Genomic DNA, 15,635 nt, shown 5'->3' on the forward strand with positions numbered 1-15,635 from the left:
CTCTATATCTATTTTACCTCTCCAACCCAGCCAGATCATCATAGAATCCCGGGTATGAGATGTTCACGCACTCGGCTCCGGTGATCTCTGTATCGCCATCAGCGTTAAGTCCTGCGATGGCAAAGCTCATGGCGATTCTGTGATCCAAGTGACTGTCGATCACTGCACCGTGAAGAGGCTTTCCGCCGCGTATTGTCATGCCGTCATCAGTTGCAGTTATGTCTGCACCCATGGATGAGAGGGCGTTTACCATGACATCAATTCTGTTGGATTCCTTGACCTTGAGCTCCTGGGCATCCCTGATGATGGTCTCACCGTCTGCAAAGCATGCGAGAACTGCTATGGCAGGGATCTCATCTATGAGCTTTGGTATGATGGAACCCTCAATGACACAGCCCTTGAGACTTGATGTCCTGACTGTTATGTCAGCGGTTGGCTCACCGCATCCGCTCACTATATTGGAGTATTCCATATCGCCGCCCATTGCTTTGATGACTTCCAGTATTCCATCTCTGGTCGGGTTGATTCCGACATTCTTGATGGTGATGCATGAGTTCGGAGTGATAAGTCCTGCAACAAGGAAGTAAGCAGCTGATGATATATCTCCAGGTACAAGTATCTTCTGTCCAACAAGCTTATCCACAGGCTTTACGGTAGCCGTAGTTCCCTCTGTTTTTATATTGCCGCCAAATGACTCAAGCATGAGTTCAGTGTGGTTTCTTGACACATATGGCTCGGTGACACTTGTCTCGCCGTCTGCATAGAGTCCGGCAAGGAGTACACATGACTTTACCTGTGCTGACGCGACAGGTGAGTTGTAGTGTATTCCATGGAGTTCCTTTCCGTTTATAAGGAGCGGTGCACAGTCATTTCCAAGTTCGGATGTGATGTCGGCACCCATCATGGAGAGAGGCGTCATGATTCTCTTCATAGGGCGCTTACATATAGAAGCATCACCTATAAGTCTGCTTGCAAATGGCTGAGCGGCAAGTATACCCGATATAAGTCTGGTGGTTGTTCCGCTGTTGCCGACATCGAGTGTGCCTTCAGGCTTTGACAGTCCATGCAGTCCCTTTCCATGTACAGTTACAATGTCTCCGTCATAATCGATATCTATTCCCATCTGCCTGAAACAGTTCATGGATGATATACAGTCTGCTCCATTTAAAAATCCGTGTACCTCGGTTATTCCATCTGCGATTGAGCCGAACATGATGGAGCGGTGGGAGATGGATTTGTCCCCCGGTATTGTTATCTCTCCGTTAAGTGATTTTACTCTGTTGATCTTCATAAATTCTCAGTATTCCTTTATTCTAGTGTAATATGTTTTACCTATCGGTTATAAATTCTATAGCCTGCGGCCTTCAGCACATCCTGCGCATTCCGTCTTGAATCAGCATCGTAGAATGAGAGTCTGAGAACCCCTTCCTCATCCTCACGGTTGTGGGAGACTCCGATGTTCTTGAGGCTTATCTTTGCCTCTGCGATAAAAGCTGTCACCTTTGCCAGCGCACCAGCCTCGTCAGGGATATCTACGAACAGTTCATGGTGCATTCTTATGACACCGCTGCTGTTGTTAGGAATGGAATCCCTGTAATCTCTGGCGGATGCAAAAAAAGCATTTATCCCAGCCGCATCGCGCTGTTTAATATGATAAATCATTTTGTCTATAAGCTCAACATATTCCTGAAGCCCGTGTACGATATTGTCAGGATTTGCCAGAAGAATGTGCTCCCATACCACTGGATTGGAGGATGCGATCCTGGTTATATCTTTGAAACCACCGGCTGCCAGTGACTTAAATATATTGTCTGGGCTGTCTGCCGCTGCGACAAGGTTGACCAGTGAGGCGGCTATGACGTGGGGCACATGACTTATGTAAGAGGTTATACGGTCGTGCTCAACAGGTGAGTATGTGATCGGTATTGCGCCCAGATCTCCGATAAATGTGGAGAACTCCTCAGTCTTGCCCGGCAGAACTCCGTCTGCAGGTGTGATGAAGTAATAGGCATTCTCTATGAGCCTGTCGGTGGCCGCCTCGTAGCCAGATCTCTCAGAGCCGACCATAGGGTGTCCGCCGACAAAATACCTGGCAAGCCCAAGCTCCTGGACTGCTTCGTATATGTCGAGCTTTACGCTTCCGACATCAGTCAGTATGGTGCTGTCTGTAAGGAATGGCCCTAGCTGGCGCAGGTATTCTATATTATAGTGGACCGGTGCGCACAGAAAGATATAGTTACATTCTGCTATGGTATGGATATCATCTGTATATTCAGTCAGTGTCCCATCGGAGACAGCTTCCTTGAGTGTAGATAGATTATTGTCAAAGCCGACTATTCTGTAATCAGGGAAAATGCGGTGGATGGATTTGGCAATAGATCCTCCGATAAGTCCCAGACCGATAAATCCTATTGAAAAATCATTCATTTTACGTTCTCCTTTAACAGTTTGACGCATAAAAGCGTTAAAGTATCTATTGGCGATTATACAGCCTTTTGAATGACAGGGCAAGAGAAGATTCACATTGCGATAAAAAAACTTGAATATCAGATGTGGATATTAAGCTAAAATAAGAAGTAAGGGAATTGTATAAGCTGAAGATTTGTACTAAAATCTTTGTGGAGAACGCAGACGATGCACATAAGAAAGTATACTGATGTGTGCGTTTGTCGACCGACTATTATAAGGAGGATAATTTATTATGATAGATACACTTTGCAGACTACTTGACGCCGGTGTCACACAGTTTCATGTAGTGAAGGAATGTGAAGCCATGCTGCAGGATCACGGTTACATGGAGCTTGATATGGGAGAACGCTGGGAGCTCACGGCCGGAGGAAGATATTATGTGAAGCCATACTCATCTATGATGGTGGCGTTTGCCGCAGGGGAGATGCCTGAGTATGGCAGGCTGAATATCGGCCTTGCACATACAGATTTTCCTATGCTCAAGATCAAGACTCAGCCGGATATGAACAGAAGCGGCTACCAGACACTGAATGTAGAGCCGTACGGCGGACTTATCAAGGAGACATGGTTTGACAGACCGCTTGGAATCGCGGGCAAGGTCATGGCGCAGACCACGGATCCGTTCAGGCCGAAGACGTATCTGTATGATTCAGAGCGTGCCATGTGCATAGTGCCAAGCCTTGCACCGCATCTGAGAAAGGATGCACCCGGGGAGAAAATGAATGTGCAGAAGGAGCTCATACCTGTATATGGTCTGGATGGTCAGAAGGTGAAGGACAAAGATATATTACAGTATGTGGCAGATGACCTTGGGCTTTTGAAGAACGATATTCTTGATTATGATCTATACCTGTATAACATGGATGGAATGGAGATAGTTGGGGCAGATAAGGATATGATAGCTTCTCCGAGACTTGACAATGTAACTTCCGTGTCAGCGCTTGTTGACACCATGTGCAGAGAGACAAATGGCAATAATACAAATGTTATAGCATTGTTTGACAATGAGGAGATAGGCAGCAGATCAAAGCAGGGAGCAGATTCGGTGCTTCTGTCGGAGATAATAAAGCGTATCATGGCTGGATTGGACATTGAGGCTGGAGCAGGAAGACGCCTTATGAGAGATGCATTCATGCTGTCACTTGATGTGGCGCACGCAACCCATCCGAATTATTCAGAGAAGAGTGATCCGACAAATCAGATTGTCATGGGGCGCGGAGTGGCACTCAAATCAAGTGCAAGTCAGAGATACGTGTCAGACAGTGAGGCATCTGCGGTCATCATGGCTCTTTCAAGAAATCAGGAGATAAAGATACAGCGTCAGGTGAACAGGTCGGGTATGGCAGGAGGACAGACTTTAGGTCCTATAGCTTCATCTTATCTGCCAGTCAGAGCAGTAGACATGGGAATACCGATACTGGCTATGCATTCAGCGGTGGAGCTTGGAAGTGCGGAGGATTATGCACAACTTGAGAAGATTTGCGGTGCAGTATTTGAAATGTAGTATGGTGAAATCAGGTATTTGAGCAATTTACTTGTGCAGTTATTACGATTGTGTTACAATAAGATGATGTATTTTTAACTTCAATAATCACTTACGGAGGATACTCATGAAGAAGAAACATTTAAAATATGCAGTGCTCTGCTTTGGACTTGCTTCCATGCTGGCATTTGCCGGATGCGGAAGCAAAGGTGACGATGCTACTACAGCCAATCCGACGGAGACAGAGGCGACCACAGAGGCAGTGACGGTGGCGACTACGGAAGCAACCACTGAGGCACAGCCGGAGAAGGACAAGGATGGCTTTACAATATGTAATGACAAAGTAAAGACTCTTGACTATGTGAATGTCAGAACGAGCCCATCAACTGATGGAGAGATATATCAGGAAGTTGCAAATGATGTTGAGCTGGACAGAATCGGTTATAACGATGAGTGGAGCAAGGTATCTATAGATGGTGGGGAATATTATATATTCTCAGAGCTCCTTGAGGTCGTAGGCGGAGGAGATAAGTCTGATGCATCGACTGAGGCGACAACAGAGAATTCATCGGATGCATCCACAGAACAGGGAACTACATCCAATGTTGGTGAGGGCAAGATGATAGTTATAGATGCCGGACATCAGCAGAATGCAAATGAAGAGACCGAGCCGATAGGCCCTGCTGCTACAGAGACAAAAGTAAAGGCAACCGTTGGCAACACAGGTGTATCAACAGGAATAAAGGAATATGAGCTGAATCTTCAGATCGCACAGAAGCTTGAGGCAGAGCTCACATCCAGAGGCTATACAGTTAAGATGATCAGAACATCGAATGATGTTGATATAAGTAATGCGACGAGAGCAGAATATGCGAACAACCTTAAGGCAGATGCAGTTATAAAGATCCATACAAATGGATCGACAGACGGTAATGCGACAGGTGTGATGACAGTATGTCAGACATCATCTAATCCATATAATTCAGCTATCTATGATCAGTGCAAGAGTCTTGCCACGGATGTTTTATCAGGACTTCTGGCTTCCACAGGAGCTAAGAGCGATGGAATATGGGAGACGGATACCATGAGCGGAATAAACTGGAGTACAGTTCCGGTAACCATAGTGGAAGTTGGCTATATGACTACAGCATCTGAGGAGGCACTTCTTGTAACAGACGATTATCAGAACAAGATCGCCAAGGGAATAGCAGATGGCCTTGATAAATATATTACAGAATAGAAGTCAGTAACATAAATAAAAATAGAGAACAGGATTTCCTGTTCTCTATTTTTATTGTGGCATATCGAACCGGAGAAGACTGACCTCTTCTTCCGAGAGACTTCTGTAGGCACCTGTTGGAAGCGATTCGTCTATCTTCAGCTCACCCATTGCAATTCTTCGCAGAAAAGTAACTTTCATGCCAACGGCCTCAAACATTCGCTTGACCTGGTGAAAACGTCCCTCTGTTATTATGAGTTCGATCTCCGATCTGGCAGCGGTGCTGTCGGAAGATAATATGCGCAGATCTGCGGGCAGTGTAGGTTTTTCATCTCCGATATCCACACCTGTGGCGAAAAGGTTTATGGTATCATCTGTTACATATCCGTCAATCTCTGCGTAATATGTCTTGGGAATGTGGTGTGCAGGAGACAGAAGATGGTGGGTCAGTGCTCCGTCATTTGTCAGAAGTAGAAGTCCTTCTGTGTCTATATCCAGCCGTCCCACGGGTGACAGGTCTTTTGTATTTTCTCCTTTTAGCAGATCGATAACGGTCTGATGCACGTTATCTTTGGTGGCGCTTACACACCCCGCAGGTTTGTTCAGGAGGAAATATCTGTATCTGGAATAATTCAGAATCCTGCCATTATATTTTATAGTATCGTTGTTCTCATCTATCTTTACATCTGAGGATTTAACCGGGGCACCATTGACGGTGACAGTGCCTTTTTTCACATACTGCTTTACCTGACTGCGGCTGCCGATCCCCATTTCAACTAGAAATTTATCAAGTCTCATAATGTACTCCTTTTGTTGACTGTATGATGTCATATGATACCACGAAAATGCGCTTTTTTCAGCAGAAAAGTTAAATGTTACAAAACACAACATGTCGTTACAAACAGTTGTGTAAAACCACTAGAAATTGGTATTTTTTTGTCAGAATCAGTTGACACATGCACATGTGTAGTGTATTATATTTAACAGAAATGTAACAAATGCGGTAACTTTGTAAAATTTAGATTACGAAATACTACATAGAAAATAGCTTGGATTAAGGGTAAAAGAGGAAAAATTAATGACTAGATCACGCAGTAAGTTTGGAAGATTTGTAGATCACATGAGAAGGAATGTTCTCAGTTATAAATATTTAAGACATAACATTTTGATGACAGCACTTGTGGTTGTAATGGCTCTTTGTGTATTTGCTGTCATAAGTTTTGGAGAGAAGGCTGACCCGCTTGCGGATGAATTATATGCGAATGATAGTGTGACTATCAACAAGAGTCAGGCAGTGATGATGGCAGACAGCAGTGTGCAGCTTGCCATCGACGCAGTGGTGCCTGCAGGAAGTTCAGTATCGGCCAACGATACGGCCAGAGTTGCCAGCAATGCATCAGGTAGTATACAGTCTGTGACTTCAGCGTCTACCGAGGCAGTGACAACAGAGGAAGCGACAACAGAAGAGACCCCTTCAGAGGTGCTTCCGGGCGTAACAGCATCAGTGATATATGATGGTGTGTATGTCCATACAGAGCAGTCATCAGAATCAGATATCATAGCTACAGTGAACAGTGGAGAGATGTTCGACGTTGTATCACAGGATGAGAGCTGGATAGGAGTTCAGTTATACGATGGCTCGATCGGATATATTTCAACAGAATATGTAAGTGTGGATGCCTCACTTCAGTAGTAGTGTATATGAGTACCCCTCACCCAGGTACAACACAGTAAGACAGAAAAAGCAAGCCGCATGTCATTCAAGGATGGCGTGCGGCTTGCTTTTTTAGTGTTGTATTGACTGTTGCTCAATTGGTTAGCTTTTTGTAGTAGAAGCACGCCAGCTGTGTGCGGTCTCTCAGCTGCAGCTTGTCAAGGATGGAACTGATATAGTTTCTCACTGTACCCTCGCTCAGATACAGGCTTGATGCGATTTCTTTGTTATTCAGACCATCTGCAACAAGTCTGATAATATTCATTTCCTTGGAACTGAGTTCGTATTCCATTCCGGCAAATGGCGATGGCTGGACATCTGATGAGGTAGTGTCCATATGTCCAATAAGATCAGGGAGCTTTCCAACTATCTCATCCCCGAATACAGTCTGTCCATTGTATACTGCTTTTACTGCCGGTGCGATGCTCTCAAAATTCTGCTTCAGTATATATCCCTTTGCCCCGATACTCAGTGCTTTGATTATATATTCGTCATCTGAAAATGTTGTCAGGAGAAGAATGCGGGCATCCGGGTGAGAGACCATGATATTCTCAGAAGCCTCAAGGCCATTTATGTTCTCCATGCGGATGTCCATGAGTAGAACATCCGGTTGATATTCTTCGTACAGTCTGATCGCATCAGCTCCACTGCTTCCTGTGGCGGATACTTGTATGTCGTCGCAGGCTTCGAGTATGGTCTGAAGTGACAGTGCCACCAGTTGGTCGTCATCTATTATAACTACATTCATTTGTCGGTTTCCTCCTATTTATAATCAGGATATTTTGCATATCTGTTTGGAATTCAGTCTGTAAAATCTCTTTTCATGATATTGATCAATATGGAAAATCCGTCGTCGGTTGATATCTTCATTGTGCCTCCAAGTTTGTTTACTCTTTCCAGGATACCATTTAAGCCCATCCCGCCAGAAGCGCTTCCTTGTGCCGGGGATAGACCGGAGCGGATGTTCTGTCCATTGTCTGTTATATACAGTTGATAAAATGCCGGGTGTTCCCGCACGCGGATATCCATATGGTCGCCGTTGCTGTGCTTCAGCGTATTGTTAATGGCTTCCTTTACTATGTTGATGAATGAGTATTTGATCTCTCTTGGAAGCTTATCTGACATGTCGTAATCCATGTAGATGTCCATGTCGCTGACGTTGTTGATCACATCATCTAGGGCAGTGCGCAGGTCTATGGATTCATCGTGTAGATCGTGGACACTTTTTCTCATGCTGTCCATTGCGGTATCCAGCGTAGATTGCAGCTGTGCCAGGGGCTTCTCAAGACGCTCGTCTTTGTTGATAACTTTGATGGCACCGGTCTGAAGTATGGATCTGGTGAGCATATGACCGACATTGTCATGAATCTCCCGGGCAATCCTGTTTCGCTCTGACAGGGTGGCGGTGAGTACCATGTTGTCCTGATTTTCCAGCAACTGGCGTGTGTTCTGTGCAACCAGCATGTCGTGTTCTGCAGTATTGTCCCTCATGGCAAGAAGCTCAGCCCTCAGCAGATTTATCCGGCAGCAGTACACGCTCATAGCAAATGAGAATGCGATGAGGCATATCTGCGGGAGAACTGACATCAGAGGATAGTTGACGCACATGTATATGGATAACAGGACAAGTATGACTGGTGACAGCCGTTGTCTGTATCTGTACATGTCGTAGCTGACTATGGACACGAACATATAAACTGGGTGCAGCCAGAATGTGGATACAAGATACGCGCATACCAGTGCCTCGCATATGTATGGATATATTCTGCTGTGGTTCTCGGCGCCCTTCGTGGTGGCTCTGTCCACTGCGGAGATCCCCGCAAGTGCCGGATAGACCGCACCGGCAATGAGCGACAGGAGCAGTGCGATGATGAGCCGGGTGTCCGTGGCAGTATTATGCGCATATATCATGACAAATGCTGAGACCAGCAGGAGTCCTTTGTTGATGAGGTGTTTCATAATTATTCTCCATAATGTAGAAAATGCTGTAGTATATATCGTGCTGTCTGAATAGCCGTGCCAGACAGTGTGTGCAGCCTAGTGTAATAATTATTATAAATAAATATGAGGGAAAAAGAAACATGACAAATGTCACATTGTGAAGATGACGTTGTTCACTGTGAAAACAGATCAAGGGTGTATATAATGAGAGCATGTAATAAAGAATGTAGCATGCTGATGAGTGCAAACTATCATGTTATGAACGACACTCATAAGATAATGAGGGTCAAAAAACAGGATATCAAAACAGGAGGATATATATGAGTAATTCAGAAAATGCAATAGAGGTTACCAATCTGGTAAAGAGGTACAAAGATCTACTGGCGCTGGATCATTTCAGTTTGACGGTGAAGGCGGGGGAGATACTTGGACTCCTTGGACCAAACGGCTCCGGCAAAACGACAACTATAAATTGTATACTGTCCCTGCTCACATTTGACAAGGGCGATATAAAGGTATTTGGCAAAGAGATGAAGCCCGACAGCTACGATATCAAGAGAGAGATCGGAGTTGTAATGCAGGATGTGGCGGTGTTCGATGAACTGACTGTATATGAGAATATTGATTACTTCTGCGGCCTCTATATAAAGGACAAAGAGAAGAGACGCAAATGTGTTGAGGAGGCAATGGATTTCGTGGATATTGCGGATTACAGGAAATTCCTTCCAAAGAAGCTATCAGGAGGCCTTCTCCGAAGACTGAATATTGCCTGCGGAATAGCGCATAAGCCAAAGCTTATATTTTTCGATGAACCGACAGTTGCAGTTGATCCACAGAGCCGCAACAGAATACTTGAGGGGATAAAACGTCTGAATGAGGAAGGCGCGACTATCGTGTACACCTCTCATTATATGGAGGAGGTCGAGCAGATCTGCGACAGGATAGTCATCATGGACAAAGGTAAATCTGTTGCAGTCGGAACAAAGGATGAGCTCAAGAAGATGATCAAGAATACCGAGACCATCAAGGTTGAGGTGCTTGGACTTACAGGCGAGCAGATGTCGGAGCTTCACAGTCAGCCACATGTGTATGAGGACGAATATAACGGAGGCATGCTGACACTTAGATATTCTGGTGGAAGACACAATCTGGTGAGGCTTATGGAATTTTTCAAGGAGCACGACATATCATTTGGCAGGGTAGTCACGGAGCTCCCAACACTCAATGATGTGTTCCTGGAGATCACAGGCAAGGAACTTAGAGACTGATCTGAATGTAAGCTGGATTATGGATTTGTTGAAGAAACAAATATTTGTATATTTCAGATGAACCGGGATTAAAAGGAGAGAAATATGTTTATACGGGATTTCCTATATACGATAAAGATATTGATGCGTGCCAAGGTGTCTATTTTCTGGACACTGGTATTTCCTATACTGCTTGCCACTTTCATGTACATGGCATTTGGCAACATATATGAACAGGATGAGATGTTTAGTAATATCGAGGTGGCGGTGGTCACTGAGGATGAATCGGCAAATGGACTTAATTATATGCTGGATGCGCTGTCGGATGGCGATGATGCCCTTCTGTCGGTTACGAGGATGAGCGAAAGCGATGCAGAGAAGGCACTGGCTGATGAAGAGGTCGAGGGCATCATATATACGGATGATGTGAAGCTCACGGTTGCGGAGAGTTCTGTCAATGCAAGCATACTTGAGACAGTGCTTTCCGAGTACAAGCAGTACGAGCATGCACTTATGGATATATATAAGGATGGCATTGGACTCCAACAGTATATGTCTGGGACTTCCGGCGTGGATGATATGTCGGACCTTGTGGAAAAACTCTCAGAACAGAGATCATATTATACAGAGAAGGCCAGCACTGAGGGCAGCCAGAATGTGTATAACAATTATTTCTATGCCATATTTGCCATGAGCTGTCTGTTTGCATCACTTTCATCTATAGAGATGATGAGCAATCTTCAGGCAAATGTGAGCGCTACGGGAAAGAGAAAAAATGTGTCCCCACAGAGAAAAATGACATTTGTTTTGGCAGAATTTGCTGCGCTGCTGCTTATACATTTTGTGGTCGAGGTCATAAGCTTTATATACATGTCCTGCATAGGAGTGGATTTTGGCGACAGAGTATGGGAGATCCTGCTTACTCTGTTTGTGGGCTGCTTTATCGGTCTGGCAATAGGAGTCATAGTTGGGGCTATATCAAAGCTTGCTGAGGGGACCAAGATAGGTATTGTGATCGGAATATCCATGGTGATGTCCATCCTTTCTGATCTGTGTATAAACGGGATAAAGTATGAGATACAGCAGCACGTGCCGATTATAAATAAACTCAATCCCGCGGCTCTGATATCGGATTCATTCTATGCGCTGAATGTTTACAGTGACCACCAGGTTTTCACTGAGAATATCGTCATAATGACTATTGAGGCTGTGGTGCTCATAGCAGTTGGGATTCTCATGGTAAGGAGGAACAGATATGCAAGTGTTTAAATCTTTTTTCAAGGTTTTGAGAAAATATGTTGGGCAGATGATCATGTATGTGGGAATCCTGTGTGGAGTCATGATTGTGTTCATCAATGTGGGAAACACAGATCCACAGAACTATTATAAGGATAAAACGGTCAAATATGCGGTGAGCGATGAGGATGGCAGTGAGATGAGCAGAAAATTGATGGCTTACCTGAGTGATACGCAGCAGCTTGTAGATGGCGTTGATATGGACGAACGAGGTATTCAGGATGCTCTCTACAACAGGGCGGTGGAATGTGTGATCAGGATACCAGATGGCTTTGGCGATGCATGGGCAAATGATACTGCGGATGGTCTGCTTGAGATAACGACTATCCCCGGAAGTCAGGCGTCCATGCTGTTTGAGACAAGGCTTGACAGCTACATGAATATGGTGTCTCTGTACAAGAGGGCCGGAGATGATGTGAACGATGCCGATAAGAGAGCGAGGATGGCACTTGAGCAGAAGGCTGAAGTCGATATGGCTGAAGGAAAGACCTCAGGACATTCCATGTTATATAATTTTTACAACTATCTGGGGTGGGTCATGATCTGCGTTATGATAATTGGGGTAGCGCCTGTTTTGCAGGTATATAACAGGAAAAAGCTTAGAGCGAGAATAGAGTGCTCATCATACAAATTTTTCAGGCTGAACAGGGAACTTGTCCTGGGGATGATGTTTACTGGATGCGTATTGTCTGTAGTATTTATAGCACTTTCCAGAATACTTATAAAATATGATATAGTCTCAGCAAGGGGCGGAATGTTCATACTCAATATGCTGGTGTATGCCTGTGTAGCACTCTCGCTGGCATTTCTGGTTAGCAGGCTTACCCAGAGTGAACAGATTCTTTCCATGTGTGCAAATGTCATATCACTTGGAATGGCATTCCTCTGCGGGATATTTGTGCCGAGAGAGTTCTTAAGTGACACAGTGATGGCGATAGCACATTTCCTCCCGGCATACTGGTACGCAAATGCAACGGATGCCATCGACAATTTCGCATCCGGCAGTTCGGTGACAGGCATATTTGTAAGCATGGGAGTGCAGATGCTATTCGCCGTACTGTTCATACTTGTTGGAGTGATCGTTGACAGGTACAAGACCGCCGGCAGGGCTATGGCTTAGAAAATACACTGGAAGTTATGAGGCATGGTCTGTTATAATGTTCTTTGGAGGGAGTATAGGAGGAACGAGAAAGTGCTTAAAAAGAAAGTGCTGAAACAGAACAACTTACTCAGACTGCAGAAGAGACTTGCAGTGGTTATGCTGGCCCTTACACTTGGACTCGGTACAGGGTGCGGCAAAACAGATGACGGAGCGGACGGTGCTGCGTCGTCAGAAGCAGAGACTTTGGCGGATGGTCAGACAAACGATCAGACAGATGCCGGAGCATCAGAAGGAGATGGACAGGAGTCAAAAAAAGCTACGGAAGACAAGGATGAGCCTTATGCAGAGGGAACATATTCCAGTGATGCATACGATGTGGCAGAATTTGCGGCAGAGCCTCGTAAGAAGACCGACGAAGAGGGTAATCGCGGCGTGTATTACGAGATATTTGTCAGATCATTTGCCGATTCAGACGGTGATGGTATAGGCGATCTGAATGGCGTCACGGAGAAACTTGACTATCTGAAGGAGCTCGGGATCGATGGGATATGGCTCATGCCGATCACTGCATCCGATACCTACCACGGATATTCCGTGACGGATTACATGGCGGTGAATCCCGATTACGGAACAGAAGATGATCTTAAGAGATTGCTTGACGAAGCACACAGCAGAGACATGAAAGTCATCATGGACCTGGTCATCAATCACACTAGTATCAATCATCCGTGGTTTCAGGCGGCAAAGTCCGATGAGAACAGCGAGTACAGAGATTATTACAGGTGGGTGTACAAGACCGACAAGAAAGACTGCAATCATCTTCTCGACAAATCAAGCTGGGGAGATATGGTGTGGCACCAGGAAGGAGACTTCTATTATTATGGTGTGTTCGGCGCGGATATGCCGGATCTGAACTATAACAATCCGGATGTTAGACAGGCTGCGAAGGATGCCGCCGGTCATTTTCTGGAGCTTGGTCTTGACGGTTTCCGTATGGACGCCGCAGTTCATATCTATGGGGCGCATGAGTTCAAGCAGCAGGAAGATTCTGAAGCGGCAAACATCACCTGGTGGAACGAATTTGCCGGTTACTGCGAGAGCATAAATCCTGATGTATACCTGGTGGGTGAGGTATGGCAGGATGACAAGGTGCTGGAAAATTATGTCCAGCCATTTGACACGAAGTTTGATTTTGCAATTCAGCAGAAGATACTGAACTGCGTACAGAAAGGCATGGCGGTGCCAGGATTTGGCGATTCTCTTTCCGTGGCGATAGAGAATATACAGAATAAATATGACGGCGTGGATGTCAACTATCTGAATGGAGTATTTGGAGCAAATCACGATCAGGACAGGATAGCATCGTCGGTGAACAGTCTGGATAAGGCGAGACAGATAGCAGCGGTATATATGACACTTCCAGGCAATCCATATATATATTATGGCGAGGAGCTTGGAATGTACGGCAGTAAGCCGGATGAGATGATAAGGACGCCTTTTCTTTGGGGAGGTGACGGTACATATAATACGTCGTGGGAAAAGGACGATCAGAATGCAGAGACAAAGGGACTTGACCAACAGATGAAAGATCCGGATTCAATGTATTCATATTACAAGACACTTATAGCGCTTAGAAAAGACAATCCTGCCCTTATGAAAGGAAACTATAGAGCGGCAGCGCTCACAAGCGACAGTGTGATAGCGTACTTCCGTGAGGCGGATGGACAGAAACTGCTAGTGGTGCACAACTTTGCAGAGGGCGATCAGACGGTATCACTTGCTGAGTGCGGAGACATAACAGTTACAAATGTACTTTATTCAAGTTCTGGTGAGACAGGTGTGTCAGACCTTAGTTCAGTGAAATTAGCTGGAAATGAGAGCGTGGTGCTGGAACTTGGTGAGTAGATAAAAAATCCCAATTTAAAGGAGGCTCTTCATGAAGAAAATACTAATAACGGGTGGTACAGTATTTGTAAGCCGGTATGCGGCGCAGTATTTTGTGGACAAAGGCTATGAGGTGTATGTGGTGAACAGAAATTCAAGACCGCAGGTTCCAGGTGTGAAACTTATAGAAACGGACAGGCATGACCTGGGAGACAAACTCAAATACATCTATTTTGATGTTGTGGCGGACATAACCGCATATAATGCGGAAGATATCACAGACTTATGTGACAGCCTTGGTTCATTTGGTCAGTATATCATGATCAGCTCAAGTGCAGTGTATCCAGAGTATGGAGATCAGCCATTCCGTGAAGATTCAGAACGGGCACTCAACAGATACTGGGGGTCATATGGTACGGATAAGATTGCTGCGGAGGATGCATTACTTGACAGAGTGAGTGATGCTTACATACTCAGACCACCATATATTTATGGACCTATGAACAATGTATACAGGGAGGCTTTTGTATTTGACTGCGCCAGGGCGGACAGACCATTTTATCTGCCCGGAGATGGTGGAATGAAGCTGCAGTTCTTCCATGTGAAGGATCTCTGTATCCTGATGGAGAGAGTAATAGAGGAAAAGCCGGAGACTCATATCATGAATGTGGGAAATGTGGAGCAGGTCACTATAAAAGACTGGGTGACGATGTGTTACGCCTGCTTTGATAAGATCCCTGCGTTTGTAAATGTCAGTGAGGATATAGAACAGAGAAATTATTTCAGTTTTTATAACTATGAATATTATCTCGATGTGCAGCAGCAGAACAAAATATACCCGGAGACAATATCATTGGAAGATGGATTGAAAGAATGCGCAGAGTGGTATGTGGAAAATGAATCAGAAGTTGGGAAAAAGTCATATATGGAATATATAGACTGTAATTTAAAATAATGTACGTTGGTGCAGCGATATTGTAAATGATATGTATTTAGGGAGATCTGGAGCTTCGGCTCCGGATCTTTTTTTATAGATATACATTCAAATATCGTCGAGATATACGATGTGTATAAATTCATTAAGAGTTGCCCGGTATTTAAAAGGGTATGTTGGGGATTTTTATGAAATTAGTGAGAATGCAGAAAATGGTAAGAAATATCTGTATGATATTCTATCAATAAAAAAGGAAACGAGCAACCCACAACAGTAAAATGTGGTAAAAACCCATTTCCTTTTCTATATACTATTCCAACACGCTTCTTTTGTAAAGAATCTATAA

The 15,635-nt window shown here is 44.8% G+C and carries 13 protein-coding genes; 8 read left to right on the forward strand and 5 right to left on the reverse strand.

The window, feature by feature from the left end:
• Positions 1-13 precede the first annotated feature (13 nt).
• Positions 14-1,291, reverse strand: coding sequence for a 3-phosphoshikimate 1-carboxyvinyltransferase (gene aroA, locus DW159_RS00875; RefSeq protein ID WP_117548624.1), 1,278 nt, complete (start codon positions 1,289-1,291; stop codon positions 14-16).
• Positions 1,292-1,332: 41 nt separating this feature from the next.
• The gene (locus tag DW159_RS00880) at positions 1,333-2,427 is read right to left on the reverse strand and encodes a prephenate dehydrogenase (protein ID WP_242992588.1); all 1,095 of its coding nucleotides are present in this window, start codon (positions 2,425-2,427) and stop codon (positions 1,333-1,335) included.
• A gap of 274 nt (positions 2,428-2,701) precedes the next feature.
• Between DW159_RS00880 and DW159_RS00885 the strand changes: the two genes are divergently transcribed.
• A complete protein-coding gene (locus DW159_RS00885) occupies positions 2,702-3,973 on the forward strand; it encodes a M18 family aminopeptidase (RefSeq protein ID WP_055223781.1) in 1,272 nt (423 codons plus the stop codon).
• A 106-nt stretch (positions 3,974-4,079) separates the two neighbouring features.
• Complete coding sequence (locus DW159_RS00890) at positions 4,080-5,192, forward strand: N-acetylmuramoyl-L-alanine amidase family protein (RefSeq protein ID WP_015533208.1); 1,113 nt, start codon at positions 4,080-4,082, stop codon at positions 5,190-5,192.
• 51 nt (positions 5,193-5,243) lie between these two features.
• On the opposite strand, the gene DW159_RS00895 is transcribed toward DW159_RS00890, so the two are convergent.
• On the reverse strand, positions 5,244-5,969 hold the full coding sequence (locus tag DW159_RS00895; protein ID WP_015533207.1) for a pseudouridine synthase: 726 nt from the start codon (positions 5,967-5,969) through the stop codon (positions 5,244-5,246).
• A gap of 280 nt (positions 5,970-6,249) precedes the next feature.
• On the opposite strand from DW159_RS00895, the gene DW159_RS00900 reads away from it, so the two are divergent.
• Positions 6,250-6,864, forward strand: a complete 615-nt coding sequence (locus tag DW159_RS00900; RefSeq protein WP_015533206.1) for an SH3 domain-containing protein — start codon at positions 6,250-6,252, stop codon at positions 6,862-6,864.
• Positions 6,865-6,979: 115 nt separating this feature from the next.
• On the opposite strand, the gene DW159_RS00905 is transcribed toward DW159_RS00900, so the two are convergent.
• Positions 6,980-7,633 carry a response regulator transcription factor gene (locus DW159_RS00905; protein ID WP_117548626.1) on the reverse strand — a complete coding sequence of 218 codons (654 nt, stop codon included), beginning with the start codon at positions 7,631-7,633 and terminating at the stop codon, positions 6,980-6,982.
• 53 nt (positions 7,634-7,686) lie between these two features.
• The gene (locus DW159_RS00910; protein WP_117548627.1) at positions 7,687-8,844 is read right to left on the reverse strand and encodes a sensor histidine kinase; all 1,158 of its coding nucleotides are present in this window, start codon (positions 8,842-8,844) and stop codon (positions 7,687-7,689) included.
• A 302-nt stretch (positions 8,845-9,146) separates the two neighbouring features.
• Here DW159_RS00910 and DW159_RS00915 point away from each other — a divergent pair, with 302 nt between their 5' ends.
• The 5 genes from DW159_RS00915 to DW159_RS00935 all read left to right on the forward strand — a co-directional run bounded on the left by DW159_RS00915 (position 9,147) and on the right by DW159_RS00935 (position 15,310).
• Entirely contained in the window at positions 9,147-10,094 is a 948-nt protein-coding gene (locus tag DW159_RS00915) for an ABC transporter ATP-binding protein (RefSeq protein ID WP_117548628.1), read from the forward strand.
• Between the two features lie 84 nt (positions 10,095-10,178).
• Positions 10,179-11,342 carry an ABC transporter permease gene (locus DW159_RS00920; RefSeq protein ID WP_117548629.1) on the forward strand — a complete coding sequence of 388 codons (1,164 nt, stop codon included), beginning with the start codon at positions 10,179-10,181 and terminating at the stop codon, positions 11,340-11,342.
• Positions 11,329-12,489, forward strand: a complete 1,161-nt coding sequence (locus tag DW159_RS00925) for an ABC transporter permease (RefSeq protein WP_117548630.1) — start codon at positions 11,329-11,331, stop codon at positions 12,487-12,489. The genes DW159_RS00920 and DW159_RS00925 overlap by 14 nt, the downstream gene beginning before the upstream one ends.
• Before the next feature lie 72 nt (positions 12,490-12,561).
• On the forward strand, positions 12,562-14,376 hold the full coding sequence (locus DW159_RS00930; RefSeq protein ID WP_158547558.1) for an alpha-amylase family glycosyl hydrolase: 1,815 nt from the start codon (positions 12,562-12,564) through the stop codon (positions 14,374-14,376).
• A gap of 31 nt (positions 14,377-14,407) precedes the next feature.
• On the forward strand, positions 14,408-15,310 hold the full coding sequence (locus tag DW159_RS00935; RefSeq protein ID WP_117548632.1) for an NAD-dependent epimerase/dehydratase family protein: 903 nt from the start codon (positions 14,408-14,410) through the stop codon (positions 15,308-15,310).
• The last annotated feature ends 325 nt before the right edge of the window (positions 15,311-15,635 follow it).

This window comes from Coprococcus sp. AM14-16, assembly GCF_003434675.1.
Taxonomy (GTDB): Bacteria; Bacillota; Clostridia; order Lachnospirales; family Lachnospiraceae; genus Coprococcus; species Coprococcus aceti.

Bases quoted from the DNA above. Each gene is read 5' to 3' on its own strand.
- aroA (WP_117548624.1), bottom strand. From the start codon at position 1,291: ATGAAGATCAACAGAGTAAAATCACTTAACGGAGAGATAACAATACCG.
- DW159_RS00880 (WP_242992588.1), bottom strand. From the start codon at position 2,427: ATGAATGATTTTTCAATAGGATTTATCGGTCTGGGACTTATCGGAGGA.
- DW159_RS00885 (WP_055223781.1), top strand. From the start codon at position 2,702: ATGATAGATACACTTTGCAGACTACTTGACGCCGGTGTCACACAGTTT.
- DW159_RS00890 (WP_015533208.1), top strand. From the start codon at position 4,080: ATGAAGAAGAAACATTTAAAATATGCAGTGCTCTGCTTTGGACTTGCT.
- DW159_RS00895 (WP_015533207.1), bottom strand. From the start codon at position 5,969: ATGAGACTTGATAAATTTCTAGTTGAAATGGGGATCGGCAGCCGCAGT.
- DW159_RS00900 (WP_015533206.1), top strand. From the start codon at position 6,250: ATGACTAGATCACGCAGTAAGTTTGGAAGATTTGTAGATCACATGAGA.
- DW159_RS00905 (WP_117548626.1), bottom strand. From the start codon at position 7,633: ATGAATGTAGTTATAATAGATGACGACCAACTGGTGGCACTGTCACTT.
- DW159_RS00910 (WP_117548627.1), bottom strand. From the start codon at position 8,844: ATGAAACACCTCATCAACAAAGGACTCCTGCTGGTCTCAGCATTTGTC.
- DW159_RS00915 (WP_117548628.1), top strand. From the start codon at position 9,147: ATGAGTAATTCAGAAAATGCAATAGAGGTTACCAATCTGGTAAAGAGG.
- DW159_RS00920 (WP_117548629.1), top strand. From the start codon at position 10,179: ATGTTTATACGGGATTTCCTATATACGATAAAGATATTGATGCGTGCC.
- DW159_RS00925 (WP_117548630.1), top strand. From the start codon at position 11,329: ATGCAAGTGTTTAAATCTTTTTTCAAGGTTTTGAGAAAATATGTTGGG.
- DW159_RS00935 (WP_117548632.1), top strand. From the start codon at position 14,408: ATGAAGAAAATACTAATAACGGGTGGTACAGTATTTGTAAGCCGGTAT.